Source organism: Yersinia aldovae ATCC 35236 (genome assembly GCF_000173735.1).
Lineage (GTDB): Bacteria > Pseudomonadota > Gammaproteobacteria > Enterobacterales > Enterobacteriaceae > Yersinia > Yersinia aldovae.
The window spans coordinates 244,675-271,546 of the sequence record NZ_ACCB01000001.1 but is presented as its reverse complement, the minus strand read 5'-3'; the positions used below and the strand labels follow the sequence as shown (position 1 = coordinate 271,546).

Sequence of the window (26,872 nt, the reverse complement as noted above, 5' to 3'; positions counted from 1 at the left end):
GCTTGAAGAAGACCCACGTAAAGCAGCCGTCGCGGCCGCCATTGCCCGCGTTAAAGCCAAAAAAGCAGCACAGGCGATTAACCTGGATTAACCTCCGCGCTCAGCGCCTCCTTTGGGGGCTGGGCGTTAATTTACCGCCATCAGATAACGGTAAACCACCGCAATATCCCGCAGCTTAGATTCAGCATGGCAGTTGTCTATTTCGATAACTTCCATCTCAATGCCACTATCAACGTCATTACGCAACTTAGGCAGCACGTCATTAAACAGGTAAGTCGAGAACTTTACGCACTCTTTGGCACTGCCCTGATGAGAAATTGATAAAAACTCGCCCGCCGGGATAACGATATGATCAACCTCACGGTTGCCCTGAATTTCATGTCTTTTCTCTTTGTCGATGGCCGTGGAGTAAAACACGCCATTCTGCCCCTGTTGGCAATCCTTGGCAGAGAATATGGAGTAAACGCGCTGGCAGGAGAAGTTCACTTCTTTAAAGAAATCGAGCAAGATTTCATCTTTCATTGCCATGCAGGATGAGTGTTGGCCGCTGCAATGGTTACGTTCATCAAAGTTCAAACGGCGGGTAAAACCAACCAGTTGTTGCTCCGTTAGCGATACTCGATTAATTTCTGGCGTATAATTTTCGCAGAAACCAAACCGGGGGATCATTCCCTGCACATCCCAGTGTTCCATCTGGCGAAAACTGTTCGGCGTCACGCCAAAGCGCTTTTTAAAGGTGCGAGTGAAGGTCTGTTGCGAGTCAAAACCTAGCTCATCAGAAATACCGACGATTGGCCGCCGCGAGATGCGCAATGCCACTGCCGCTCGGGTTAGCACCCGGCCACGGATATAGGAAGCCAACTGTAATCCGACAATACTTTTAAATTTCCGTTGCAGATGCCATTTTGAATATCCAGAAATCTTCGCCACATCGTCCAGTGTGGGCCTTTTCTCTAAATTAATTTCTATCCATTCAATTAACTCTTCTATAAATAATATGTCGTCGTTTATCATCTCATTATTCTTTAAATATATAATTACTCTGCATACTCTACATTAATCTATCATTATGCCAATGCTTTTCTCAACACCAATTGATAAAGCTAATAACTTGTTAATATACAGTTAATTGAGTAATCAACAGAAACTAATATTACTATCAAACCACTAATTTTAAACATGCCAGGCAGGCGATAATCCTAATTATTTTTCGCTATCTGAACAGTCGGTTCAACTATTTGTTTGTTACTATCTCGATATGAATTGCAAGTTAAATCTAAAGGTTAATAATATCTATTCGTCACCACGGCGGGTTTAATCCCCTGCGCATTAGCGATAATAACCCTACTGATTAAGACGTATTACACCTTGCCCGAATAGGGTAGAATGCGGCAAAAATATTATCCCCCTGACGGTTGGGTGTATTGGCGTCGGTAAGAGTAGCTTGCTGCGTTTGACCACTCTAATAAATATTCGACATATGGTTGCAATTTCATGAAATTCAGGCCCGTAACAGCGTCCCAAAACAAAGGGTTGCAGATTGCCAGTTCTCCTTTTACCCACAATCAGCGCAGTACTCGCAGTATCATGCTGCTGGTCATGCTGGCCTGCATCCCCGGCATCATCGCTCAAACCTGGTTTTTTGGTTATGGCAGCCTGATTCAAGTTGCGCTGGCAGTGGTTACCGCTCTGCTGGCAGAAGGGGCGGTTTTGCAATTACGCCGACAGCCGGTGCTGGTTCGGTTACAAGATAACTCCGCCCTGCTCACCGGTTTGCTGCTGGGGATAAGTTTGCCGCCCCTGGCCCCGTGGTGGATGATTGTGTTAGGTACCCTGTTTGCTATTGTCATTGCCAAACAGCTCTACGGCGGGCTGGGGCAAAATCCGTTTAACCCAGCAATGGTCGGCTATGTGGTTCTACTTATTTCATTCCCAGTGCAAATGACCAGTTGGTTGCCGCCACTGCCGCTACAAGGTACACCGGTGGGGTTTTATGATGCCTTTTCAACCATTTTCACCGGTTACACCCACACCGGGGCCGGCATTCATCAATTGCAGATAGGTTATGACGGTGTCAGCCAGGCCACACCGCTCGATACCTTTAAAACAGCGCTGCGTTCACAACCGGCGCAACAGGTGATGCAACAGCCGATTTTTGCAGGCGCGCTGGGCGGCGTAGGCTGGCAATGGGTTAATATTGGCTTCCTGGCGGGCGGGCTATTGTTGCTGTGGCGTAAAGCTATCCATTGGCACATCCCCGTCAGTTTCCTGCTGGCGTTGGCCGGCTGTGCGGCCATCAGTTGGATGATTGCGCCACAAAGTTTTGCCTCACCAATGCTGCATCTGTTTTCTGGTGCCACCATGTTGGGGGCATTTTTTATTGCCACTGATCCGGTCAGCGCCTCCACCACGCCACGGGGACGCCTGATCTTCGGCGCATTAATCGGTATTTTAGTGTGGTTAATCCGGGTTTATGGCGGCTATCCCGATGGCGTTGCTTTTGCTGTGTTACTGGCTAACATTACGGTTCCGCTGATTGATCACTACACCCAACCACGCGTCTATGGACATAAATAAGGAGCCGTTATGCTCAAAACCATGAAGCGTCACGGCATCACGCTGGCATTGTTTGCCGCAGGTGCGACCGGATTAACCGCCGTGGTTAACGCATTGACCGAAAATACCATTGCTCATCAAGCCGCCCTGCAACAAAAAGCGTTGCTGGATCAGGTGGTTCCAGCAGAATTTTATGATAATGACATGCAAGGGGAATGTTACGTTGTCACTGATATTGCACTCGGCAATATGGCCCCCCACCGGCTCTATCTGGCGCGCCGAGGCGATACGCCGGTGGCTGCCGCCATCGAGACTACAGCCCCTGATGGCTACTCTGGTGCTATCCAATTATTGGTTGGCGCAGATTTCCACGGTAACGTGCTGGGCAGTCGCGTCGTTGAGCACCATGAAACGCCGGGCCTTGGTGATAAAATCGATATCCGCATTTCAGATTGGATCTCTCATTTCAGCGGGCAACATGTGGCCGGTGAGCAAGATAAACGCTGGGCGGTGAAGAAAGACGGTGGCCGTTATGATCAGTTTACCGGTGCCACCATCACCCCTCGCGCGGTGGTGAAAGCCGTGAAGAATACCACGCTGTATCTGGAGACGCTGCCCATGAAACTCGCAAACTTACCCCCTTGCGGAGGCAATCCATGAGTGAAGCAAAAGATCTGTTGGCGCAGGGGTTATGGAAAAATAACTCCGCACTGGTGCAATTGCTGGGGCTTTGCCCGCTGTTAGCCGTCTCGTCTACCGCGACCAATGCTCTGGGGCTAGGTTTAGCCACCACACTGGTGTTGGTGTGTACCAATACCGCCGTGTCAGCCCTGCGCCGTTGGGTACCAAATGAAATCCGTATTCCTATTTACGTGATGATTATTGCCTCAGTGGTCAGCACGGTACAAATGCTGATCAATGCCTATGCCTTTGGTTTATATCAATCACTGGGGATATTCATCCCGCTGATTGTCACTAACTGTATCGTTATTGGCCGCGCTGAGGCTTACGCAGCTAAGAACCCGGTTGGTTTATCGGCGCTGGATGGGCTGGCAATGGGGCTTGGCGCAACCGGTGCATTGTTCGTGCTAGGATCGTTACGTGAAATTCTGGGGAACGGTACTTTATTCGACGGTGCCGATATGCTGCTGGGCGACTGGGCAAAAGTGCTACGTATTGACGTTCTGCATCTGGACAGCCCATTCCTGCTGGCGATGCTGCCACCGGGGGCTTTTATTGGCCTCGGGTTACTGCTGGCGGGTAAATATGTCATCGACGAAAAAATCAAAGCGCGTAAAGCCCGATCATTGGCGGCTACGCCGCAACTTCAGGATGGAGATGCTGAGAAAGCCTTATGAACCAAGAGAAACGTGTCGCAATTCTGACCCGCCTGCGGGATAACGACCCGCACCCCACCACCGAACTGGTCTACACCTCACCTTTTGAGCTGCTGATATCTGTACTGCTGTCAGCCCAAGCCACCGACGTGAGTGTCAACAAGGCCACCGCCAAACTTTATCCGGTGGCCAATACGCCTCAAGCGATACTGGATTTAGGTGTGGATGGTGTTAAGTCATATATCAAAACTATTGGTTTGTTTAATACCAAAGCTGAGAATGTGATTAAAACCTGCCGTATTCTGCTGGAAAAGCATCAGGGTGAGGTGCCGGAAGACCGGGCAGCACTCGAAGCCCTGCCCGGTGTGGGGCGCAAAACCGCCAATGTGGTACTGAATACCGCCTTTGGCTGGCCAACCATTGCAGTGGATACCCATATATTCCGTGTTTGTAATCGTACCGGCTTTGCTCCAGGCAGCAATGTTGATCAGGTTGAAGCCAAACTTCTCAAAGTGGTGCCAGCAGAATTTAAACTCGATTGCCATCATTGGCTTATCCTGCATGGCCGCTATACCTGTATTGCCCGTAAGCCACGCTGCGGTTCATGCATTATTGAGGATTTATGCGAGTTTAAAGAGAAGGTCTATCCAGAGCATTAATATGCGCACGGTGACAACTTAATCATCAAGTCGGCGCACCCAAGGCGGGCGCGCCGGCAGTTTACGCGGTGATGCCCCGAACAGCACGTTTGCCCTTGGTTCGGCCTTAGCATCAATGTTGAGTTCTTTGTCGCTCTATTTCTCACGATAAGCCCGCTTGATGTGGTGATCGCACTATTCGATTAGACTCCCCCGCCGCGCCCCACTAGACTTGTGACAAAATCCACTCAAACAATTAATTATTTTGTTACTTGTTTGAAACAAAAAAAGCACCTGCGGCTTATTATGAAATTTAAATCGGCAATAAAACCCTATACCGGCGCGGCTGGGGGATGGGGATCGCTTGAAGCGACCACGCGTTTTGTTCTGGACAGCAAACAGGCATTAAACAACATTCGCAATCTACTGCGCGTCAATCAGGTCAAGGGGTTCGACTGCCCAGGCTGTGCCTGGGGTGATGATAATCACAGCACCTTCAGCTTTTGCGAGAACGGGGCTAAAGCAGTCAGTTGGGAAGCTACCCGCAAAGCGGTAGAGCCGCCGTTTTTTGCCGAACACAGCCTGACCACATTGCGCCAGCAAAGTGACTATTTTCTCGAATATCAGGGCCGGATAACGCATCCAATGCGCTACAACCCGCACACCGACCATTATCAACCGATCAGTTGGCAAGCGGCGTTTGAGCTGATAGCACAACATATTACTGATCTGGATAACCCGGATCAGTTGGCGTTATATACCTCTGGCCGTGCCAGCAATGAAGCCTCTTATTTGTATCAGTTATTTGGCCGCATGTTAGGTACTAATAACTTCCCTGACTGCTCCAACATGTGCCATGAAGCCAGTGGTATCGGGCTTAAACAGAGTATCGGGGTGGGTAAAGGCACCATTCGGATGCAGGATTTTGCACTGGCAGATGCCATTTTTGTCTTCGGCCAGAATCCAGGGACCAACCATCCACGCATGTTGCACAGCCTGCGCCATGCCAAAGAACGTGGCGCACGCATTGTAAGTTTCAATACGTTACGTGAGCGTGGCCTGGAGCGTTTCGCCGATCCACAAAATCCCATTGAGATGTTAACGCCTAAATCCTCCCCCATCAGTTCTGCTTATTTTCAACCTAATCTGGGTGGGGATATGGCCGCCGTGCGCGGTATGGTCAAAGCGCTGCTGGAAACGCATCGCACACGGCTGGCACAGGGTGAGTCAGGCTTATTCGATGGCGAATTTATTGCCACACACACTCAGGGTATTGATGACTATCTGACCGCCGTCGATAACACCTCGTGGGCGCAGATTATTCAGCAATCGGGCCTCAGTGAGTCACAAATACGCCATGCAGCCGATATTTATCAGCACGCGGAGCGCATTATCCTGACGTGGGCGATGGGCGTGACCCAGCACAAACACTCCGTTATCACCGTGCGCGAGTTAACCAATCTTCAGTTGTTATTCGGTCAGTTAGGTAAACCCGGCGCGGGGTTGTGTCCGGTACGCGGCCATAGCAATGTACAGGGTAACCGCACGATGGGAATTGACGAAAAGCCCTCAGCGGCGATGCTTGAACGGTTGGGTAACCATTTCGGCTTCACGCCACCACAACGCGCGGGTTACAACACGGTAGAGGCGCTTGAAGCCATGCTGCGGGGCGACGTAAAAGTCCTGATTGCGTTAGGTGGCAATCTGGCGGCAGCGGCACCCGATACCGAGCGTACCGCACAAGCTTTGCGCACATGTCAGCTCACCGTTCATATCAGTACCAAACTGAATCGTAGCCACTTAATAACCGGTGCAAATGCCTTAATATTGCCCACGTTGGGGCGTACTGAACGTGATATGCAAGCCACCGGCTCACAATACATTACTGTAGAAGACTCATTCAGTATGGTTCATGCCTCTGAAGGTGTGGGTAAACCGCTGGCAGAAACGCAACACGCTGAAACCGCCATTGTGTGTGGGATTGCCCAGGCTGTTTTCGCTAAAAAGCCGCTTGATGGCGCAAAATTGGACTGGCTGGCGTTAGCCGATGACTACAATCTAATCCGTGACCATATCGCCGCAACCATTCCCGGTTTTGATGATTTTAACGCCCGTTGCGCGCAACCCGGGGCTTCTATCTGGGGAGCGCGGCGGCTGAAATGCGCTTTGCAACGCCGAGTGGCAAAGCTGAGTTCTGTGCCTCATCGCTGCCAGATAGCCTATTCCCGCACATGGCTGGCGTTGCCGCTCCGTTTGTCTTACAAACGTTACGTTCGCACGATCAATACAACACCACTATTTATGGTTTGGATGACCGTTATCGTGGGGTTTATGGTCAGCGGGAAGTGCTGTTTATCAATCCGCAAGATTTGGCCGAACTGGCATTAGAAGATGGCGATTTGGTGGAAATTGAAACACTGTGGAATGACGGCATTACCCGTAAAGTCAGCGGATTTAAACTGGTTAGTTACGATATTCCGCGCGGCAATCTGGCGGCCTATTACCCGGAAACCAATCCGCTGGTGCCGCTCTCCAGCGTGGGTGACCAAACCCATACACCGACGTCGAAATCAGTGCCGGTTACCGTGCGCCGCTGGCAATCGCCACAGACATTGCGCATCGCTTAACAGGTTGTGCCAAACTGCGCCGTTATCTGGCAGGGCAATATATTTATACTATCAATGGATATCACCTTATCAATGATAATGGTTATCCATGACACGGAATTGTCTCTCTACGTGATATGCCACTTGCCCGAAGAGACTGATTCGCGTAAAACTGTCAGCCGGATTAACCCCACTCACTACACCATTCACTGGACGATATGTTTCAAGATAACCCGCTGCTGGCGCAGCTAAAACAGCAACTTCACACTCAGACCCCGCGCGTTGAAGGCGTGGTTAAAGGGACTGAGAAAGGCTTTGGCTTTCTTGAGGTAGATGGGCAGAAAAGTTACTTTATTCCGCCACCACAGATGAAGAAAGTCATGCATGGCGATCGGATTATTGCCACTTTGCATACCGATAAAGATCGTGAGATTGCTGAGCCGGAAACACTGGTTGAGCCATTTTTATCGCGCTTTGTTGGCCGGGTGCAGAGAAAAGACGATCGTTTATCGATCGTGCCTGACCACCCTTTGCTACGTGACTCCATTCAATGTCGTCCGGTGCGTGAACTGACGCACGACTTCCAGAACGGTGATTGGGCCGTGGCCGAAATGCGCCGCCACCCGTTAAAAGGTGATCGGGCTTTTAATGCTGATCTGACTGCCTTCATCACCGATGGCGAAGACCATTTCGTCCCGTGGTGGGTCACACTGGCGCGCCATAATCTGGAGCGTGAAGCTCCCATGATGGTCGAATCTGCCTTACACGGCACTGAGCTTGAGCGTGAAGACCTGACTGCGCTGAACTTTGTCACTATCGACAGCAATAGCACCGAAGATATGGATGATGCGCTGTACGTGAAAGACCAAGGTGACGGTTCTTTGCTACTGACCATTGCTATCGCCGATCCGACAGCTTATGTCGATGAGAACAGTGAGCTGGATTTAATTGCCCGCAAACGCGCGTTCACCAACTATCTGCCGGGCTTTAACATCCCGATGCTGCCACGCGACTTGTCCGATAACCTCTGCTCTTTGCGCCCTAACCAACGCAGGGCGGTGCTGGTTTGTCGCGTAACCATTGCCGCCGATGGTGCCTTGGGTGAAGATATTCGCTTCTCGGCGGCGTGGGTTGAGTCAAAAGCCAAGCTGGTTTATGACGACGTGTCCGACTGGCTGGATGGCAATCCAGGCTGGCAGCCGCCTGACGCGGATATTGCCGAGCAAGTCATGCTGCTAAAACGGGTGTGTGATGCGCGCAGTCGCTGGCGTCAACAGCACGCTCTGGTGTTTAAAGACCGCCCTGACTATCGCTTTGTGCTCGGTGACAAAGGCGAGGTGCTGGATATCATTGTTGAACATCGCCGCATCGCCAACCGTATTGTTGAAGAATGCATGATTGCCGCTAACGTCTGCGCAGCAATTGCCCTGCGTGATAATCTTGGCTTTGGGATTTATAACGTCCATACCGGATTTGATCCAGCGCTGGTTGAACAAGCCGCGACAGTGCTACAAGCCAATGGGGTTGAGGCCGATCCACAAGCGCTGCTCACGCTGCCGGGCTTCTGCGAGTTACGCCGTCATCTTGATGCGCTGCCAACCCAGTTCCTTGATAGCCGCATTCGTCGCTTCCAGACCTTCGCTGAAATCAGTACCACCCCGGGGCCACATTTCGGTCTGGGGCTTGAGGCTTATGCAACCTGGACCTCGCCAATTCGTAAATACGGCGACATGGTTAATCACCGTCTGCTCAAAGCCATCATTAGCGGCCAGCAGGCAGAGAAGCCACAGGATGAGATAACCCTTCAGTTGGCAGAACGTCGCCGCCTGAATCGTATGGCTGAACGTGATGTCGGCGACTGGCTATATGCCCGCTATCTGCAACCACAAGCGGGCACCGATACCCGTTTCGCGGCGGAAATTATTGATGTTACCCGTGGCGGCCTGCGTGTGCGCTTACTGGATAACGGCGCAGTGGCCTTTATCCCGGCACCGTTCATTCATGCGGTGCGTGATGAAATGGTATGCAGCCAGGAAACCGGCACGGTGCAGATCAAGGGTGAAACAGTTTACAGCCAGAGCGATAAAATAGAGGTTCGCATTGCCGAAGTGCGGATGGAAACCCGTAATGTAGTGGCCCGCCCGGTGGTCTAAGCCGCAGGCGGCCCAACATAACAACGTTACAGTGTAACAACCCGTGGAGATGTAACAACATCCCACGGTTTTTTTTAATTATCCCGTTTAATTCCACGTTATGCCCCTCGCCAACTTGCGCCGATCGCCGTCATAAAATGTAAGCAAACAATACTGAATGTTACGCTAAAGTCATTTACTGATCACAGTTTTTACTTCCGCATCTTTTTTTTCACATCAAAGCTCCTATGTTAACTAACGGTTTGCATCTTTTTTCCCAAAACGGGTGCTGATGACGGGTTTACCCCGAACATAACGAAGGAGTTGTTACCCATGAAGAACATAAAGAGCACCGTCATATGGCTGACAGTGGCGTTAATTGGTGCATTCGCTTTTGCCATGCTGGCACTGAGCCGTGGTGAGCATGTCAATGCCATCTGGCTGGTGATTGCCTCGGTGGCGTGTTACAGCATCGCTTATCGCTTTTACAGTCTGTTTATTGCCAAAAATGTGTTTGAGCTTGATGACCGTCGCCTGACGCCGGCTGAACGGCGCAATGACGGTTTGGACTATGTGCCAACCAATAAGTGGGTGCTGTTCGGTCACCACTTTGCGGCGATCGCCGGAGCCGGGCCGCTAGTCGGGCCAATTTTGGCGGCGCAGATGGGGTTCTTACCGGGCACTATCTGGATTCTGGTCGGGGTGATGATGGCCGGAGCAGTGCAAGACTTCCTGATCCTGTTTATCTCTACCCGCCGTGATGGCCGATCGCTTGGGGAAATGGCAAAGCAAGAGTTGGGCGCATTTGCTGGGGTTATTACTATGTTGGGCGCATTGGGGGTGATGATTATCATCTTATCTGCGCTGGCACTGGTGGTAGTTAAAGCCCTCGCTGACAGCCCTTGGGGCTTATTTACTATCGCCACAACCATCCCGATCGCGCTGTTTATGGGCGTTTATATGCGCTTTATCCGGCCAGGTAAGATTGCCGAGGTGTCATTAATCGGTTTTGTGCTGATGATGGCCGCAATCATTTATGGCGGTAATATCGCAGCTCACCCTTACTGGGGGCCATTCTTTACCTTGCATGGCACCACCCTAACCTGGGTGCTGGTTATCTATGGCTTTATTGCCTCCGTATTGCCGGTTTGGTTGTTACTGGCTCCACGCGACTATTTATCCACTTTCCTGAAAATTGGCGTCATTATTGGTTTGGCGATTGGTATTGTATTTGCTATGCCTGAAATGAAGATGCCTGCCGTCACTCGCTTTATTGATGGTAGCGGCCCAGTGTTCTCCGGTAGCCTGTTCCCGTTCCTGTTTATCACCATTGCTTGTGGCGCCATCTCTGGCTTCCACGCTCTGGTAGCCAGTGGCACCACCCCCAAACTGATTGAGCGCGAAAGTCACACTCGGTTTATCGGTTACGGTGCGATGCTGATGGAATCTTTCGTCGCTATCATGGCGTTAATTTGTGCCTCAGTTATCGATCCGGGCGTCTATTTCGCCATGAACTCACCGGCAGCACTGATTGGCACCACGGTAGAAAGTGCGGCATTGGCGATCAACAGTTGGGGATTTGTCGTTACCCCTGAAACTCTGGCGATGATCGCCAAAGATGTGGGCGAAAACTCTATCCTATCGCGAGCGGGCGGTGCGCCGACCTTTGCCGTCGGCATGGCCCATATCATCAGCGAAGTATTCAATAGCCGCAATATGATGGCATTCTGGTATCACTTTGCCATTCTGTTTGAAGCGATGTTTATCCTGACCGCTGTCGATGCAGGCACCCGTGCTTGCCGCTTTATGGTGCAAGATTTGGTCGGCGTGGTGGTGCCAAGTCTGGCCAATAACCGCTCGTGGTTTGGTAACTTATCTGGCACCACCGTGGCGGTCGCTTGCTGGGGCTTCTTTGTTTATCAAGGGGTGGTCGATCCGTTGGGGGGCATTAATACCCTGTGGCCGCTGTTCGGTATCGGCAACCAGATGCTGGCATCAATGGCACTGATTCTAGGTACCGTGGTGCTGTTTAAAATGAAGAAACAGCGCTATGCCTGGGTGACCATTGTGCCCACCATCTGGCTATTTATTACCTCAATGACCGCAGGTTGGCAGAAGATATTCCATGAGAAACCGAGCATTGGCTTCCTGGCACAAGCGAAGAAATTCTCCGCCGGTGTTGAGCAAGGGGTATTAATCGCGCCAGCCAAGAGCATTAAGGACATGGAAACCATCGTGTTCAACAACCAGATCAACGCGGCGCTGTGTGCGTTCTTTATGCTGGTCGCGGTGACGATGTTGATTTCAGCCCTGTTGGTGGGGCGTCGTGCGTTGAAAGCCAGCAAACCGACCACCCATGAGACTGAAATCGTGTTCCGTGAGGAGACTGCCCGTGGCTAATCGTGCAATACCGTACCGCCTGCGGCCTGCCACTGTTTCAGCGCCAGGTTCACGCCAGATTATACGTTGCACTCCGCTGATACTGGCTGAGGCTCCACCCGCCACACGCGGGGCAAGGATTCGCCTGATTGCGCGTCGGATAGCGCAAAGTTTCCGCCTAATGGTTGGCGTGCAGGATTACGGTAATTATGTCAATCATATGCGCTGCCAGCATCCAGACACGCCGCCAATGACGGAGCGGGAGTTTCACCGCTATTGTTTGGATGCACGTTTTCCGAGTAAAGCGGGAAAATTGGGTAAATGCCCTTGCTGATGTCGCACGTTAATACAATAAAGTGACAACGTAACGCCCTGTAATCTATTTACCGGGCGTTTTCTCCTAAAGCTGACTCAGGATGGTAGTGCCAAATGCGCCCTGCCAATCCTGTTCAAACTGTTCTACCGCCGCTTTTACCGCCGGTGTGGTGATAAACTGTTCTGCCACATCCACCGGGATGGTGACCGACTGGCAACCCGCCAGCAGGCAATCGAGCACCTGACGCGGAGTGCGGAAACTGGCTGCCAGCACTTTAGCACCCGGCGCATGTAGGGTGAGCAATTGCTGTAACTCACGAACCATCGCAATACCATCACCGCCCTGTGCGTCCAGTCGATTCACATAGGGCGCGACATATTCCGCGCCGGCCAGTGCTGACAACAAGCCTTGTCCGGCACCATACACCGCCGTACCCAGTGTCGGAATCGACATGGTTTTCAATTTCTTAATTGCCGCCAGTCCCTCAGCAGTTGCTGGTATTTTGATGACCAGGCCCGGCACGCGCTGCGACAGTAACATGGCTTCAGATACCATCTGTTCGCTGTCACTGGCCAATACCTGTGCAAATAACTTCCCTGTGCCGCCGAGTGCATCGCGCAGCGCCGGTAACACCTCCCAAATAGGTTTGCCCGCTTTAGCCAGAATGCTTGGATTGGTGGTAACCCCTTGTAAAGGCAACACGCGCGCCAGGCGTTTAACTGCGGCAACATCTGCGGTATCGAGATAAAGCTCCATAAGAACCTCCGGTTTGGCATCGTTAAGCGAATATATTAATGAAGAATCATTAGCCGCAATCATAGACTAACCAGCAGGTAATAACGTGACATCGATCAATTAACTTTCATTCGAAAGTTAATTTAATTTCGAACAAAGATATTAATCTTTATACTGTGGATAGAAAAGGAATGAAAAACCTATAGCTTTCACTGCTTTTATTGCGATAATACAAGATGTTATCTGTCAAACTTAGCGTATTATTAATCGTACTGCGCTTACCCATACAGGGAATGACATGAATCTAAGACAACAAACCATTTTACAGCTCGTCAATGACCGGCAACGTGTCAGCGTCAGCGAACTGGCGCAGACGACTGGCGTTTCAGAGGTCACCATCCGCCAGGATCTCAATTTACTTGAGAAACAGGGCCTGCTTACGCGAATACACGGCTCTGCGCTCGCCCTTGAAAGCGATGATGTTGATATTCGCATGATGACGCATTTTGCCACGAAGCAAAAACTGGCCAATTATGCCGCCTCGTTGGTCAACGACGGTGAAACCGTGTTTATTGAAAGTGGCAGCAGTAACGCTCTGCTGGCCCATCACCTGGCACAGCGGCCCGGTATCACGCTGGTTACGGTGAGTGGCTACATCGCCCGCCAGTTGAAAGATTCGGCCTGCGAAGTCATTTTGCTGGGGGGGATTTATCAGAAGAAAAGCGACAGTATAGTTGGCCCGCTGACGCAGCTCTGCTTGCGCCACGTCCATTTCAGCAAAGCGTTCATCGGCATTGATGGCTATCAGGCTGATACCGGCTTTACCGGCCGTGATATGTTGCGCGCAGATGTCATTAATAGCGTGTTGGCTAAAGGCGCTGAAAATATTATTCTGGCTGATGCCTCTAAATTTGGTCAGGTACACCAGAACTCACTCACCCCGCTCTCCGCCATCAGCCGGGTGATTACTGACCACCGATTAGCGCAAGATTATCAACAGCAACTTATCGCGCAAGGCATACGGCTCGATATCCTGAGCGAATAAGACGCATAACGGAGTAACAACAGTGGCAGACATCACCTTCTCGCGTGAACAGACACAACGCATGGCACGTAAAATTCAGGAGTATCTGGAGCAAGAGCACAATATTGAGCTGGAAGATTTTGACGCAGAATTTCTACTGCAATTTATCAGCCGTGAGTTGGGCGCACATTATTATAATCAAGGTATCAATGATGCGATTGCACAAGTTGAGGCCAAAATGCTCGATATCACTGATTCTGTGTTGTGGCTGGAGAAACCCGTGCAAGATTGAACACGGGCTGGCACGGGTTAACTACTGGCCGTAGTACGCATCCTTACCGTGTTTACGTAAATAATGTTTGTCCAGCAAGCACGGCTGCATATCACTCAATTGCGGGTTCAACTGCCGTGAGAAGATGCCCATGTATGCCAACTCCTCCAGTACCACCGCGTTATGAACGGCATTATCCGCACTGCTTCCCCAGGCAAATGGCCCATGCGAGTTAACCAACACCGCTGGCACAGCTTGCGGTGTTATGCCCCGCTGATGGAAGGTTTCGACGATCACATTACCGGTTTCCCATTCATAACGCCCGGCAATCTCCTCGTGTGTCATCAGGCGGGTGCAGGGGATCGCGCCATAGAAGTAATCCGCATGCGTGGTGCCCCATGCGGGCAAGTCCAACCCAGCCTGCGCCCAGATAGTGGCATGACGAGAATGTGTGTGAACGATACCGCCAATTTGAGGAAAATTGAGGTACAACACACGATGCGTATCGGTATCTGACGAGGGTTTCTTGCGCCCTTCCACCACCTTGCCGCTGGCTAACTCCACCACGACCATGTCATCCACCGTCATAACATCGTATTCCACACCTGACGGTTTGATAACTAACAGGCCATGTTGTCGGTCAACTGCACTGACATTTCCCCAAGTGAATGTCACCAAATTATGGCGTGGTAAGGCAAGATTGGCGGCAAGGACTTGCTGCTTCAGTTCGTTGAGCATGGTTGTATCCTGAATAGCTGAATGACGTCCATTTTCAGCGGCACAGGCAAGAACAGGTATGGGGCAATTGGCTATAAACTGCGTACAGTCCTGCTGGAAAGTGCAGATTGAGTAAGGCGAGCAGCAGGAAATCATATCTTTTGCGGCAGCAGCCAGAGCGTGCTGATGCCGCTAACCTGCGATTATTCCTAATAACTAGCGTGAACTCGCCAAATTAGGACTATTTACCTATTAAATGATCTGCGGATACTTATACTGCGTTGCATAAGATACAAAATACTTTTCCGGCATTAACTCTGGATTTAACGCAAAACGGCATTTTTTATGCCAAACATTAACAAAAACAGACGGCAGCTAGAATTAAAGCAGCACCTATACTTATAGGGTAGTTTTAATTTGGCACGGATATATCAGGGTAAATGGGCCTAAAACTTGTGTGGCCTGATCTATCCGTGCCGAGCTAACGTCAGGAGAATTAATTATGATGATAATCAATAAACGATTTGCTACTGCTGCATTGGCGCTCACGCTGGCCTTGTCACTGACGGCTTGCTCCAATATGTCCAAACGTGACCGTAACACCGCAATAGGTGCGGGTGCCGGTGCGGTTGGCGGCGCAGTATTGACGGGGAGTACGCTAGGAACATTAGGCGGCGCGGCTATTGGTGGGGTTATTGGCCATCAGGTCAGTAAATAAACTTATCCTTCGTTCTTGAAACTGTAGCGTTGTTGGCGGCTCTCATGCACCCGAATCACTGACATCAGTCAGCTCATCGGGATTTATTCGTTTGCCGCCTAGCTACAGTCTCAATGACTTTGGATATTTTGTTTTTATTCTTGAAACATTAGCGATAACAAAGTTGACTGACGGGGAAATGTGACGAATGGGTCGTAGCAGCGTAAGCTGCCGGAGCGCCCATCGGGGCAGTCACCCCGTCAAACTCCACTCAATAAAGCAAAGTGTTATAATTTCTTTCACCCCCCCGCCAGTTTGACTTTCATCCCTTTGGCTTCGAGCAATTGCTTAAGAAGGTCGCGTTTATCCCCTTGAATCTCAATGATGCCGTCTTTGATTGAACCACCGCAACCGCACTTCTTCTTTAATTCTGCTGCGAGTTTTTCTAGCATTTCATCACTGCCATCAATCCCTGTAATTAAGCACACGCCCTTTCCTTTGCGGCCACTGGTCTGACGCTGAATACGCACGATGCCATCACCTTTAGGTCGCGCGGGCTTTATGTCTGGCTCGCTGATGCGACCAGTATCCGTTGAATAAACCAAACGGCTATTATCGTTACTCATTATGCACGTTCCCCAGAGAGGCCAGAATCTCCGCCAGTGTTTTTTCCGGATCAGCAGATTGGGTGATCGGACGCCCAATCACCATATAATCCACCCCCGCCGCTACAGCTTGTTCTGGCGTCATAATACGGCGCTGATCGCCCGCATCACTGCCTTCTGGGCGGATACCCGGTGTCACCAGCTTAAAATCGCTGCCGCAAACCTGCTTTAGGCGCACCGCTTCATGAGCAGAACAGACCACGCCATCCAACCCGCAATCCCAGGTCAATTTTGCCAGCCGTTCTGCCTGTTCTGCCGGGCTGATATTAATGCCGATATCACGTAAATCCTCGCCATCCATGCTGGTCAGCACCGTGACGGCAATCAGTAATGGCGCGTGTTGACCATAAGGCAATAAAACCTCTTTCGCCGCTGTCATCATGCGCGCACCACCCGCAGCATGGACGTTAACCATCCACACACCCAGCTCTGCCGCGGCGGCAACAGCACGCGCGGTCGTATTAGGAATATCATGGAATTTCAGGTCAAGAAACACGTCGAAACCACGTTGATGCAGGTCACGAACAAGCTGTGGGCCGTATAAAGTAAACATCTCTTTGCCGACTTTTAAGCGACAATCCCGCGGATTAACACGATCAGCAAAGGCTAACGCGGCGTCTTTATTGGCATAATCCAGTGCGACAACAATCGGAGAAGAGCATAAGCCACTGTTATTCGTTTTACTTTCAGACGTCATTTTTAAGCCTTTTCCCGTCAATACGTGTTTTCAGTTAATACGTGGTGTTTAAATCAAGAAGAATAACGCTCGCATTATTCTACAGGGAGTAACCGCGAAATTACAGCATCGGCAAGTCTGAGTGTGTTATCCCTTTGTCAGGCTTTAGCTGTTGCCGTCAACTTGCGTCAACGGAACAAAACATGCCATAGACTGCGTAAAGTAAAGTAGTTTCAAGAAGGGTAAATTATCAATCAAATTATTTGACTAATATCATCAGGCTTTTGTGATTTTCATTAAACAATGATACGGTATTATACACTCCATCGCAGACATTGATTGTCTACACAGTAGGTCAAATAATAAATACGGATGGAGTTCACCATGAAAATCATTAAATCTATCGCCCCTGCACTGGTACTTTCCTTAGCCTCATTTGGTAGCTTCGCTGCGACTCAAGTGCAGCAGCAATCATCAGTAGAGTTGAATAAAATTGGCACCATTTCAGCCAGTAATGCTGGAACACTAACCGAACTTGAAAGTCTGTTAGCCCAAAAAGCAGATGCAGCCCAGGCAAAATCATTCCAGATAACCTCCGCTAGTGGCAATAATAAACTGCACGGCACAGCAACAATTTACCGTTAAGTCTTACCCTCCCTCGGGTTAAGTCTGTGTCCCCCCTCAAGAGCGCCTCTGCGCTCTTTTTTACGTTTCAATGTGAATTTTTCGTGACAATTGTGTTATCCCCTGGACAGTTTCCACTGACTCGCTTAGCTTGGTATCTTCCCCTACGTTAAAGGTTATATGATGAGCGAAATTTCTACCTTAACCATTAAAATCCCTCTGGAATTAAAAGAGAAAATTAAAGCAATTGCGTTGGAGAAGCAGCTTTCTCTTAGTGCAGAAGTGTGCGAAAGATTAGAAAAAAGCCTTGAAGATGAGGTTAAAAGTAGCAAAAGTAGCCGTAAAGAGACCAAATTGCATCATAACGACATTGATAACCAAGGCGTTGAAGAGATTTCAGAGCAGCCGTTAAGTCAAAAAGAATTGAAGAAATTGCGGCAGTTATTGAAAGTTGGCGTGAGAACGTCACAGAAGAAAAAGTAAGGTTTGAATCCCTCGCATCATCAGCTCTGATAATCGGGTGGCACGCGTCACCCGTTTTTTATTGCCCGTCCAACCCACGAATAGGTTTGACTGATGCCCAGGCCCGGCAGGAAGGACAGTGCCAGTAAAGCGAATGAGCCGTAAAACCACATTTATGGCAGCGGTAACGCGGCTTGGTACGGATTTGCTCGCCCACCATATCACGCAGTAACAGCAAGCTCTCTTTCGCACGCCCTTCTTCGGCATCGGCTAAGTGATAATCCATCAAACGATAAAAAACACGCATAGTTGGATGACGTTGCAACTGGCGGTTGATATAGGTTTGGGCCACATCACGCCCCTCCTGCTGCTCCAGAATTTCCGCCAACATCAGCTCTGCGGTCGCACCGGTATTATCTTCGACGCAGCGTTTGAGGAAACTGGCCCAGGCTTCGGGTTGCTGTAAGTGTTGATAACAATCACTGAGCATCGGTAACGCTTCACTGACCACTTCTTTGTCTTGTTCCAGCACCCGCTCCAACGCCGCGACACCTTTCGCATACTCGCCCCTGGCAATATGGACGCGACCTTGCATAATGGACACCCGAGCGCATTGTTTGTCGGCAGAGGCGGCTTTTTTCAACAGCCCCGTGGCCTTATCAAGATCATCACTGCCCATCGCCTGCAACGCCAGTTCGCAATAGAAATGGGCGATCTCTAAACGCTGATTCTCTTTGCCCATTTTGACCAGTTTTTCTGCCACCTCAATGGCGTTATTCCAGTCGCTGGTGGCCTGATGGATGACCAACAGTTGTTGCAATGCCCCGAGGCGGAAATCCTGCTCCTCAACCAATTGATTGAACATATCTTCCGCCCGGTCGTACAAACCGGCAGCCATATAATCGCGGCCGAGTTGCTGAATCGCCAGCAGACGTTGTTCAAAAGTTAAGGAGGCACTTTCCATTAGGGCTTGATGGATGCGGATAGCGCGGTCAACTTCACCACGAGAGCGGAACAGATTGCCTAACGTCAGATGGGCTTCAACCGTCGAACTGTCCTCTTTCAACATTTCAAGAAACAGATCAACCGCTTTATCCTGCTGATTAGATAAGAGGAAATTAACCCCAGCCACGTATTCACGAGACAGACGGTTAGCATCCTGCTGTTTATCCTGCTGGGCGCTTCTACGCCCCATGTACCAACCGTAAGCGGCGGCAACGGGCAACAGCAGAAACAGCATTTCTAACATAGAAAATTATTCCTTGCCGACAGCCGGTGCGGACACCGTAGTGTTGGGTTCAACAGGCTGTTCAAGCTGAGATTCAAGACGTTTAATTTTCCGCTCTGCCCGGCCGAGAGAAATTCGCACCCGCAGATAAAAAAGCCCACAAATGACCCACCCCAGAACCAAACCAGCCGCAAAAAGCGTTGCCAATAACGTTGATACCCGATATTCACCCTGAGCCAATAAATAATTAAAGGTCACGACCTGATCGTTATTCGCCCCTAAAGTGACTGAAATCACGAAAATCACCAGCACTAAACAAAAAAATCAGCAAATATTTCACGTTTTTTCCCAAAGGCCGAATCAACCTGATGAATTATGCCAAAAATATGGCGTCCATACTTAATAAATTAGCACTTCCTTGCCCTGCAAAGAAACCCTGCCCGCCAATAAAGCACCTAACCCCGCCTAATTGATATTATTTTAAGCGGCGGTTCTGAGCATCAGGCTTCATTGTGCCATTTATTCAGACTCGCGTTTTTTAATCTCTTGCCGCTCCTGAGGTGGAATATTGAGCGGGCCAAACCAATGCTGCACTAACCAGCACACCACCGTGACCAGTAAACCGCTAATCAATGTGGCAGCAATCAGATCACGTGGCCAGTGCATGCCTAAGACCAACCGGCTTATCATGACACTTTGCGCCCATAACATCAGTAACACGATGGTTTTATAATGGCGACGCGGCCACAGTAATCCAACCGCCAATAATGCCCAACTGGCCGCAAACACGGTATGACCCGAAGGGAATGCAAAACCGGTTTCAAACTGCCAGTGGCGGCTCAACCAGGCAGGGACCAGAGTTTCGCCCTGCAACTGCTGTTTGACTAACGCACTACGTTCTGCGCGCGATAATGAATAGAAAAAGCGATTATCAATATGATGTTCGGCTTCAAGCCACACCACAAAAGGTCGCGGTTCCTGTACCTGTTCTTTAATCAGTGATTTCACACCCTGGCCGACACCAATCACCACACCCAATATGATGAACAGCCCAATAGCCGCTTTGATACGAAAGCGCAGACACCACAGAAACCAACTACTGAGCACTATGCTGGTGAGAATCCCCCAAGGCGCAGTCACCGTTTCTGTGGCCCAAAACAATCCTTTGAGCCAGAAATTTGCGCCTCCAGGCTGCCATTGCCAGCCTGAAAGCCAAATCACCAACGTCGGTAATAGCAAGATAAGTGTTCCGACTGCAATTCGCTGCGCTATGTTCCACATTTGGCATCCTTTTCTTTCTTTTAATTCAAAGCAATAACTAAATAATATAAGCCATACTAGCCGTTTGATAACACAGATAAATTTTTCTTGTATCGCCAATATTAAGCTACTGGCGGTTTTCTCTTTCGCTATTGATGCTTTGTTGAACAGCAGTGCGTTAAAAGTTATGGCAATATAGCTAATAATGAGTGTAGATAATTTTTTATTTAACCTTATTGAGCCAAAGGATTTGGCACTGTGGGCCGTTAGCAAGCCCCCAGCGGTATCAAGTAAGAGGCCATACATCTGGTTAAAGCGGGAATCCGACAGTAGGATGCTCGACAACATACTTTAAGAGTCTGAAGTCATAATATGAACAGTAAGATGCAGCTAAAACGTGTAGCAGAGGCCAAATTACCTACCCCGTGGGGGGATTTCCTGATGGTCGGTTTTGAAGAACTGGCTACCGGGCATGACCATTTGGCCTTGATATTTGGTGATATTAGCGGTGATAAACCGGTGCTTTCCCGGGTTCATTCTGAATGCCTAACCGGGGATGCATTGTTTAGCCTGCGTTGTGACTGTGGTTTTCAGTTAGAAGCCGCACTCGCACACATTGCGGAAGAAGGCCGTGGCGTATTGATCTATCATCGTCAGGAAGGCAGAAACATTGGGTTGTTGAATAAAATCCGCGCCTACGCGTTGCAAGATCTGGGGGCTGACACCGTTGAAGCGAATAATCAGCTCGGTTTTGCTGCCGATGAGCGTGATTTCACACTGTGCTCTGATATCTATAAATTGTTAGGTGTTAAAGCCGTGCGTCTGCTAACCAATAACCCCAACAAAGTGGAGATCCTCTCTGACGCTGGGATCAATATTGTAGAGCGCGTGCCATTGATTGTCGGGCAAAACCCCAAGAATGCGCAGTATATGGCAACCAAAGCGGCAAAAATGGGCCATTTGCTCTCAGAATAATCAATAGGTGGCAGCAGAAACCAATAAAAGGTGGCTTCTTACCCCCCTTTATTGGTTTACTACAGAAGTGACACCGTCACGAAAACGAGAGTTTCGGTTGCTACAGCATCTTGCGGATCACATAGTGCAAAATGCCGCCATTTTCGAAGTAGACCAATTCATTACCGGTATCAATACGGCAATGAGTATTGACCGTTTGCTGGCGACCATCGGCGTAAGTTACGGTTACCGGAACAATCTGCCCCGGTGTTAACTGTTGTAAGCCACTGACACTAATAGATTCGTCTCCGGTCAGCCCCAAGGTCTTACGATCCACGCCGTGAGGGAACTCAAGCGGTAAAATACCCATGCCGATTAGATTCGAGCGATGAATACGTTCGAAGGATTCAGCAATAACCACTCTGACACCCAACAATCGAGGCCCTTTGGCCGCCCAGTCACGGCTGGAACCGGAACCATACTCTTTGCCGGCAATAACGGCTAACGGCACATCTTCCTGTTGGTAACGCATTGCAGCATCATAGATAGGCATCTCATTCTGAGAAGGAATATGACGAGTCATCCCCCCCTCAATGCCGGGAACCATTTCATTACGGATACGGATATTGGCGAAAGTACCACGCATCATCACTTCATGGTTACCGCGACGCGAGCCATAGGAGTTAAACTCTTTAATCTCCACTCCGCGATCACGCAGATAACGGCCTGCCGGACTGTCCATTTTGATATTACCCGCCGGCGAAATATGGTCGGTGGTCACGGAGTCGGCCAAAATAGCCAGGATGCGCGCGTGATGAATATCCTCAACCGGCTCAGGTAATGCCTGCATATCACTAAAAAAAGGCGGCAAACGGATATAGGTCGAATCTTGCTGCCAATCATAGGTTGGTGTGCTTTCGACCTCAATGCCCTGCCACTCTTCATCACCATCAAACACTGCGGCATACTCTTGGTGGAACATTTCTGTTTTAACTTCTTGAACCGCATTGGCAATCTCAAGTCCCGATGGCCAGATATCTTTCAAATAGACCGGGTTACCCTGTGGATCATCGCCCAGCGCATCTCGCGTCAAATCAACATTCATATTTCCCGCCAACGCGTAAGCCACCACCAGCGGCGGTGATGCCAGCCAGTTAGTTTTAACCAGCGGATGAATGCGTCCTTCAAAGTTACGGTTACCCGAAAGTACCGCGCCAACGGTTAAATCCCCTTCTTTGATGGCTTTTTCTATTGAGTCGGGTAATGGCCCGGAGTTACCAATGCACGTGGTGCAGCCGTAGCCCACCAGGTTGAAACCCAGATTATCCAGATAAGGCGTCAATCCTGCAGCATTAAGATACTCGGTCACCACTTTAGAGCCGGGCGCTAGCGAGGTTTTCACCCAAGGCTTGGTTTTTAGCCCCTTTTCAGCCGCTTTTTTGGCTAACAGACCCGCGGCCATCAGCACACTGGGGTTGGAGGTATTGGTACATGAGGTAATAGCCGCAATCACCACCGCACCGTGTTGTAACTCATGCGTTTTGCCATCCACAGTAAAAGTGACGTGATCAACTTTATCTTTCTTACTGTTGATTTCCAGCTCTTCAAATGCCTTGAACGCCTGCGGTACTTTAGGCAAAGCAACCCTGTCCTGTGGCCGTTTCGGCCCTGCCATACTCGCCTCTACGGTGCTCAAGTCCAGGGATAACTGGCTGGTAAACCGGGGTTCATCACCCGGATTGCGCCATAAGCCTTGTGCTTTGCTATAGGTTTCGACTAAGGCAATCTGCTGATCACTGCGGCCACTTAACCGCATATAGCTCAGAGTCACGTCATCTACCGGGAAGAAACCACAGGTCGCACCAAACTCCGGCGACATATTAGCAATAGTGGCACGGTCAGCCAGCGGTAAATCGGCCAGCCCATCACCGTAAAACTCGACAAACTTACCCACCACACCGTGTTTTCTCAGCATTTGTGTCACCGTCAATACCAAGTCGGTTGCGGTGATCCCCTCGCGCATCTTGCCGGTCATTTTGAAACCAACCACATCGGGGATAAGCATTGAGATGGGCTGGCCCAGCATCGCAGCTTCAGCCTCTATCCCGCCAACGCCCCAGCCGAGTATCCCCAAGCCATTGATCATGGTGGTGTGAGAATCGGTACCCACCAGAGTATCCGGGTACGCCACCTCCTTACCCTCTTGCTGTTCGTGCCACACCGTCTGGCCCAAATACTCCAGGTTAACCTGATGGCAAATCCCAGTACCCGGCGGCACCACCCGGAAGCGGCTGAAGGCTTTTTGCCCCCAGCGCAGGAAGGTATAGCGTTCGTGGTTACGTTCCATTTCAAGCCGGACGTTTTCACCAAAAGCCGCTTTATCACCGAACTCATCAACCGTGACAGAGTGGTCAATAACCAGATCGACCGGCGAGAGCGGATTAACCTGTGCGACATCGCCCCCTAAGCGTTGTACCGCTTCACGCATGGCCGCCAGATCAACCACCGCCGGTACACCGGTGAAGTCCTGCATCAATACCCGCGCGGGCCGATAAGCGATTTCCCGATTGGCATGTCCGGTGTGCTGCCAGTCAATAATGGCTTTTAGATCAGCAAGCTGAACCTGTTCACCATCAAGGTGGCGCAGTAGATTTTCCAGCAACACTTTCAATGATTTTGGCAATCGATCAATATTACCCAACTCACTCGCCAACTGCGGCAAGCTGTAATAGTGATATTCGCGATCAAGAGTGACCAATCTGGCCATACTCATTTTGCGTAGATCCAACGACATAGCGCCTCCATTGTTGTTATAGGTGCTCTAAATTAGTGGGTATCTCAGCAGGTCTATCCCCTTGAGATTATGAGGTCTGTATTAAATATAACACAAACAAAGTTAACATTTATGCAACAAACGGCTATTTGCGCGACTGGCAAATCAATAGCGGGGGAAATGGTTGAAGCGTTATGTTCGTGAGCGTTGAGTATTATAAATCCGTAGATTCCACATCCACAGGCGATATCTTTGCAGCAGTGTAACTACCTGCAACCGATGTTTTGGGGTTTTCCAGCTTGATAGGCGAGGTTTGCTTCGTTTCTGAGGTAAAGGCCCGGCGGAATTCACTGGCGCGGTATAACAGCGATTTATCTTTATGAGTGACAAATTCACTTTTTAGCGCTCTAACATGATGCAAGTGTCTATGTGACCTGCTTACTCCCATTCCTGGATAACCATAAGTTGTAGTATCTATTCCGTTCTTATGCAGGCTATCACTCATATATTGTGCCAAAGGCTTTATACCATTAAGACTCATAGCAGCTTGATTTAGCACGGCACTATCCATTTTTGAAACAGTTTCACGGTCAGCACTATGACACTGCATCATTCGAACATCGATTTTATGCCCAGGAACCTGGCTAATTAAGCCTTTAATTTCATTTGCCAACATATCTGTACTTTTAAAACTATCAGGCCCATGTTCCCCTGAATATATTAAATTACTCCCCGCACGCCCATGTCCAACAATGTAAATTTTTTCTAGTAATGTAGGATTAGCTTTATCCAAAGAAATAATAGGAGTATTTTTCAATGCCAAGTACTCCCCCAGTCTTTTTAGTTTAAGTGGCGATGATTTAAACGCGTCTTCTATTGATACTTTGTTCAACACTTCGCTAAATCGGCGTTGATACTCGGCTCCGTTGGCTAATGTCTTCTTATTTTCATCAGTATAATTTTTCAGTCCTGTTTTTATTAATTTTTCAGGATTAGCAGATAGTATTGGATAGGGTTCCTTACCTTGCAGTACCCGTGAAACATTTAGCTCGATTGCATGTAACACGGTATCTTTACTAAAGAATGGTGCATATATATAGGCTTTAACTGGAGGTGCTAACTGTTTTTTATCCAGAAGCCTCAAGCCGCTGCTTTCTGATTTCTGCGTTAGCTGTGGCGACTTCTCCCGAATATTAAATGGTGTATTTCCTTTGCTATTTGATATTTTTACACAATGATTAATAAACTGACCACGGTTTACTACAGCAGGAGGTTGAGTCTGCTGAGGTGCGATCCTCGTAATAACAGGAGCCTTATAAATTCTCATCAAAAACCTTTTATTAAAAATAAATTAAATTAAATAATACAAAAAAATATATTAATTTCTTTAAAAAAACGAGTTTGTAATTGAAGAAGAAGCGAGCGGTAGTGATAAGCGTGCAGAACAAACACTGAATAACCTTCAAGCATAAAAAAAAGCACTAGAGAGTAGTATCTCCAGTGCTTTCATGTCTTGTCAGCGGCAACATCCCAGACGAGATGACAAAATCACTTAGTCGGCAATTTAATGTCTTTAAACATCGCCTCGATATCATCATTAGAGCGCAGCGCTACGGCTTTATCCACCACATCACGGGTTAGATGGGGGGCGAAACGCAGAATAAAGTCATACATATAACTGCGCAGGAAAGTGCTGCGGCGAAAACCAATCTTTGTGGTGCTGTAGGTAAAGATATCACGCGCATCTACCGTCACCAGATCAGGGTCTTGGATGGGATCAACCGCCATGCTGGCGATAACCCCGACCCCTAAGCCCAAACGTACATAAGTCTTAATCACGTCAGCATCGGTGGCGGTAAAGACGATACGAGGCGTTAAACCGGCCCGGTTGAAGGCGGTGTCCAACTCAGAACGGCCGGTAAAGCCAAAGGTGTAAGTGACAATCGGATACGCCGCCAACTCTTCAATACTGACATGGCTTTTGCCAGCCAATGGGTGATCCGGCTTAACAACGACAGCACGGTTCCAGTGGTAGCATGGCAACATAATCAAATCGTCATAAAGATGAAGGGCTTCAGTGGCAATGGCAAAGTCAGCACTGCCTTTCGACACCGCCTCCGCAATTTGCGTCGGTGATCCTTGATGCATATGCAACGAAACACGCGGGTAACGCTCAATAAAACCTTTAATCACATTGGGCAATGCATAACGGGCCTGAGTGTGTGTGGTCGCAACATATAATGAGCCTTTATCCGGATAAGTATGTTCACCCGCAACAGCTTTGATAGCATCCACTTTTGATAAGACTTCACGGGCAATTCGGATGATTTCCAACCCTGCGGGGGTCACCTGTGTGAGATGTTTACCACTGCGGGCAAAAATCTGGATACCCAGCTCATCTTCCAGCATTCGAACCTGCTTACTGATCCCCGGCTGTGAGGTGTATAAGCCTTCGGCGGTGGATGATACGTTAAGGTTATGATTTACCACCTCAACAATATAGCGAAGCTGCTGCAATTTCATATCGATACCATCCTAGGTTGAACACTGCGGGAATACCACAGTTTGGTATATCGGTATCACCCGGTATGCCGAGAAGTTACTCACTAAAACCCGTAAACACCCTGATGTGCGGTGGTCAGTATTGACCTTATAATAACTTTAAGCGATAAAAAATTATTTATATAACCAATATCACTATATCATTTCAATCGCGGCTGTATAGAACACGGACATAAAAATGATCACATTTTTTGATAAATGCAGCTATCGGTCAAGAATTGTTAACTTCAACAGATTACTCAAGACTATAAAGCAGTTGA

At 49.3% G+C, this 26,872-nt stretch carries 23 protein-coding genes and 2 pseudogenes; 14 read left to right on the top strand and 11 right to left on the bottom strand.

Going from position 1 to position 26,872, the window contains the following annotated elements; translation table 11 throughout:
- Positions 1 to 126 precede the first annotated feature (126 nt).
- Complete coding sequence (locus tag YALDO0001_RS01195; protein WP_004699265.1) at positions 127 to 1,014, bottom strand: helix-turn-helix domain-containing protein; 888 nt, start codon at positions 1,012 to 1,014, stop codon at positions 127 to 129.
- Between the two features lie 480 nt (positions 1,015 to 1,494).
- Here YALDO0001_RS01195 and rsxD point away from each other — a divergent pair, with 480 nt between their 5' ends.
- The 8 genes and pseudogenes from rsxD to YALDO0001_RS01155 all read left to right on the top strand — a co-directional run bounded on the left by rsxD (position 1,495) and on the right by YALDO0001_RS01155 (position 11,982).
- Entirely contained in the window at positions 1,495 to 2,577 is a 1,083-nt protein-coding gene (gene rsxD / locus YALDO0001_RS01190; protein ID WP_042839204.1) for an electron transport complex subunit RsxD, read from the top strand.
- A 9-nt stretch (positions 2,578 to 2,586) separates the two neighbouring features.
- Positions 2,587 to 3,216 carry an electron transport complex subunit RsxG gene (rsxG, locus tag YALDO0001_RS01185; protein WP_004699261.1) on the top strand — a complete coding sequence of 210 codons (630 nt, stop codon included), beginning with the start codon at positions 2,587 to 2,589 and terminating at the stop codon, positions 3,214 to 3,216.
- Positions 3,213 to 3,914 carry an electron transport complex subunit E gene (locus YALDO0001_RS01180; RefSeq protein ID WP_042545921.1) on the top strand — a complete coding sequence of 234 codons (702 nt, stop codon included), beginning with the start codon at positions 3,213 to 3,215 and terminating at the stop codon, positions 3,912 to 3,914. The genes rsxG and YALDO0001_RS01180 overlap by 4 nt, the downstream gene beginning before the upstream one ends.
- Positions 3,911 to 4,552, top strand: coding sequence for an endonuclease III (gene nth, locus YALDO0001_RS01175; RefSeq protein ID WP_042545922.1), 642 nt, complete (start codon positions 3,911 to 3,913; stop codon positions 4,550 to 4,552). The genes YALDO0001_RS01180 and nth overlap by 4 nt, the downstream gene beginning before the upstream one ends.
- Positions 4,553 to 4,837: 285 nt before the next feature.
- Positions 4,838 to 7,158, top strand: a pseudogene (locus YALDO0001_RS01170) (FdhF/YdeP family oxidoreductase).
- Between the two features lie 197 nt (positions 7,159 to 7,355).
- Positions 7,356 to 9,290, top strand: a complete 1,935-nt coding sequence (locus YALDO0001_RS01165; protein WP_004699251.1) for an exoribonuclease II — start codon at positions 7,356 to 7,358, stop codon at positions 9,288 to 9,290.
- 312 nt (positions 9,291 to 9,602) lie between these two features.
- Positions 9,603 to 11,669, top strand: a complete 2,067-nt coding sequence (locus YALDO0001_RS01160; RefSeq protein WP_042839203.1) for a carbon starvation CstA family protein — start codon at positions 9,603 to 9,605, stop codon at positions 11,667 to 11,669.
- Entirely contained in the window at positions 11,662 to 11,982 is a 321-nt protein-coding gene (locus tag YALDO0001_RS01155) for a YbdD/YjiX family protein (RefSeq protein WP_042839202.1), read from the top strand. The genes YALDO0001_RS01160 and YALDO0001_RS01155 overlap by 8 nt, the downstream gene beginning before the upstream one ends.
- Before the next feature lie 66 nt (positions 11,983 to 12,048).
- Here YALDO0001_RS01155 and fsa read toward each other — a convergent pair whose 3' ends face one another.
- Positions 12,049 to 12,720, bottom strand: coding sequence for a fructose-6-phosphate aldolase (gene fsa, locus YALDO0001_RS01150; protein WP_042839224.1), 672 nt, complete (start codon positions 12,718 to 12,720; stop codon positions 12,049 to 12,051).
- A gap of 277 nt (positions 12,721 to 12,997) precedes the next feature.
- On the opposite strand from fsa, the gene YALDO0001_RS01145 reads away from it, so the two are divergent.
- The gene (locus YALDO0001_RS01145; RefSeq protein WP_004699245.1) at positions 12,998 to 13,744 is read left to right on the top strand and encodes a DeoR/GlpR family DNA-binding transcription regulator; all 747 of its coding nucleotides are present in this window, start codon (positions 12,998 to 13,000) and stop codon (positions 13,742 to 13,744) included.
- A gap of 22 nt (positions 13,745 to 13,766) precedes the next feature.
- Positions 13,767 to 14,015, top strand: a complete 249-nt coding sequence (locus tag YALDO0001_RS01140) for a DUF2164 domain-containing protein (RefSeq protein ID WP_004699244.1) — start codon at positions 13,767 to 13,769, stop codon at positions 14,013 to 14,015.
- Between the two features lie 21 nt (positions 14,016 to 14,036).
- Here YALDO0001_RS01140 and araD read toward each other — a convergent pair whose 3' ends face one another.
- Positions 14,037 to 14,732 (bottom strand): L-ribulose-5-phosphate 4-epimerase, encoded by a 696-nt coding sequence (gene araD / locus YALDO0001_RS01135; protein ID WP_004699243.1) that lies wholly within the window; start codon positions 14,730 to 14,732, stop codon positions 14,037 to 14,039.
- A 481-nt stretch (positions 14,733 to 15,213) separates the two neighbouring features.
- On the opposite strand from araD, the gene osmB reads away from it, so the two are divergent.
- The gene (gene osmB, locus YALDO0001_RS01130; RefSeq protein WP_004699242.1) at positions 15,214 to 15,429 is read left to right on the top strand and encodes an osmotically-inducible lipoprotein OsmB; all 216 of its coding nucleotides are present in this window, start codon (positions 15,214 to 15,216) and stop codon (positions 15,427 to 15,429) included.
- 278 nt (positions 15,430 to 15,707) lie between these two features.
- Here the strand turns inward: osmB and yciH are convergent, their stop codons facing one another.
- Both yciH and pyrF read right to left on the bottom strand, forming a co-directional pair.
- Positions 15,708 to 16,034: a stress response translation initiation inhibitor YciH gene (gene yciH / locus YALDO0001_RS01125; RefSeq protein WP_042545930.1), complete on the bottom strand. Its 327-nt coding sequence runs from the start codon at positions 16,032 to 16,034 to the stop codon at positions 15,708 to 15,710.
- A complete protein-coding gene (pyrF, locus tag YALDO0001_RS01120; RefSeq protein ID WP_004699239.1) occupies positions 16,027 to 16,770 on the bottom strand; it encodes an orotidine-5'-phosphate decarboxylase in 744 nt (247 codons plus the stop codon). The genes yciH and pyrF overlap by 8 nt, the downstream gene beginning before the upstream one ends.
- A gap of 363 nt (positions 16,771 to 17,133) precedes the next feature.
- Here pyrF and bhsA point away from each other — a divergent pair, with 363 nt between their 5' ends.
- Both bhsA and YALDO0001_RS01110 read left to right on the top strand, forming a co-directional pair.
- Complete coding sequence (gene bhsA, locus YALDO0001_RS01115; protein ID WP_042839201.1) at positions 17,134 to 17,394, top strand: multiple stress resistance protein BhsA; 261 nt, start codon at positions 17,134 to 17,136, stop codon at positions 17,392 to 17,394.
- A gap of 162 nt (positions 17,395 to 17,556) precedes the next feature.
- Positions 17,557 to 17,856 carry a hypothetical protein gene (locus YALDO0001_RS01110; protein ID WP_042839200.1) on the top strand — a complete coding sequence of 100 codons (300 nt, stop codon included), beginning with the start codon at positions 17,557 to 17,559 and terminating at the stop codon, positions 17,854 to 17,856.
- 58 nt (positions 17,857 to 17,914) lie between these two features.
- On the opposite strand, the gene lapB is transcribed toward YALDO0001_RS01110, so the two are convergent.
- The 3 genes and pseudogenes from lapB to pgpB all read right to left on the bottom strand — a co-directional run bounded on the left by lapB (position 17,915) and on the right by pgpB (position 20,344).
- The gene (gene lapB, locus YALDO0001_RS01105; RefSeq protein WP_004699231.1) at positions 17,915 to 19,084 is read right to left on the bottom strand and encodes a lipopolysaccharide assembly protein LapB; all 1,170 of its coding nucleotides are present in this window, start codon (positions 19,082 to 19,084) and stop codon (positions 17,915 to 17,917) included.
- A gap of 6 nt (positions 19,085 to 19,090) precedes the next feature.
- Positions 19,091 to 19,403: pseudogene (locus tag YALDO0001_RS01100) on the bottom strand (LapA family protein).
- Positions 19,404 to 19,582: 179 nt separating this feature from the next.
- The gene (gene pgpB / locus YALDO0001_RS01095; RefSeq protein ID WP_042839223.1) at positions 19,583 to 20,344 is read right to left on the bottom strand and encodes a phosphatidylglycerophosphatase B; all 762 of its coding nucleotides are present in this window, start codon (positions 20,342 to 20,344) and stop codon (positions 19,583 to 19,585) included.
- 363 nt (positions 20,345 to 20,707) lie between these two features.
- On the opposite strand from pgpB, the gene ribA reads away from it, so the two are divergent.
- On the top strand, positions 20,708 to 21,298 hold the full coding sequence (gene ribA, locus YALDO0001_RS01090; protein WP_042548459.1) for a GTP cyclohydrolase II: 591 nt from the start codon (positions 20,708 to 20,710) through the stop codon (positions 21,296 to 21,298).
- A gap of 100 nt (positions 21,299 to 21,398) precedes the next feature.
- Here the strand turns inward: ribA and acnA are convergent, their stop codons facing one another.
- The 3 genes from acnA to cysB form a co-directional block, all read right to left on the bottom strand.
- Entirely contained in the window at positions 21,399 to 24,071 is a 2,673-nt protein-coding gene (gene acnA, locus YALDO0001_RS01085; RefSeq protein ID WP_004699226.1) for an aconitate hydratase AcnA, read from the bottom strand.
- 193 nt (positions 24,072 to 24,264) lie between these two features.
- On the bottom strand, positions 24,265 to 25,377 hold the full coding sequence (locus tag YALDO0001_RS01080; protein ID WP_004699224.1) for a hypothetical protein: 1,113 nt from the start codon (positions 25,375 to 25,377) through the stop codon (positions 24,265 to 24,267).
- Positions 25,378 to 25,598: 221 nt separating this feature from the next.
- Positions 25,599 to 26,573, bottom strand: coding sequence for an HTH-type transcriptional regulator CysB (gene cysB / locus YALDO0001_RS01075; protein ID WP_004699221.1), 975 nt, complete (start codon positions 26,571 to 26,573; stop codon positions 25,599 to 25,601).
- Positions 26,574 to 26,872: the final 299 nt, after the last annotated feature.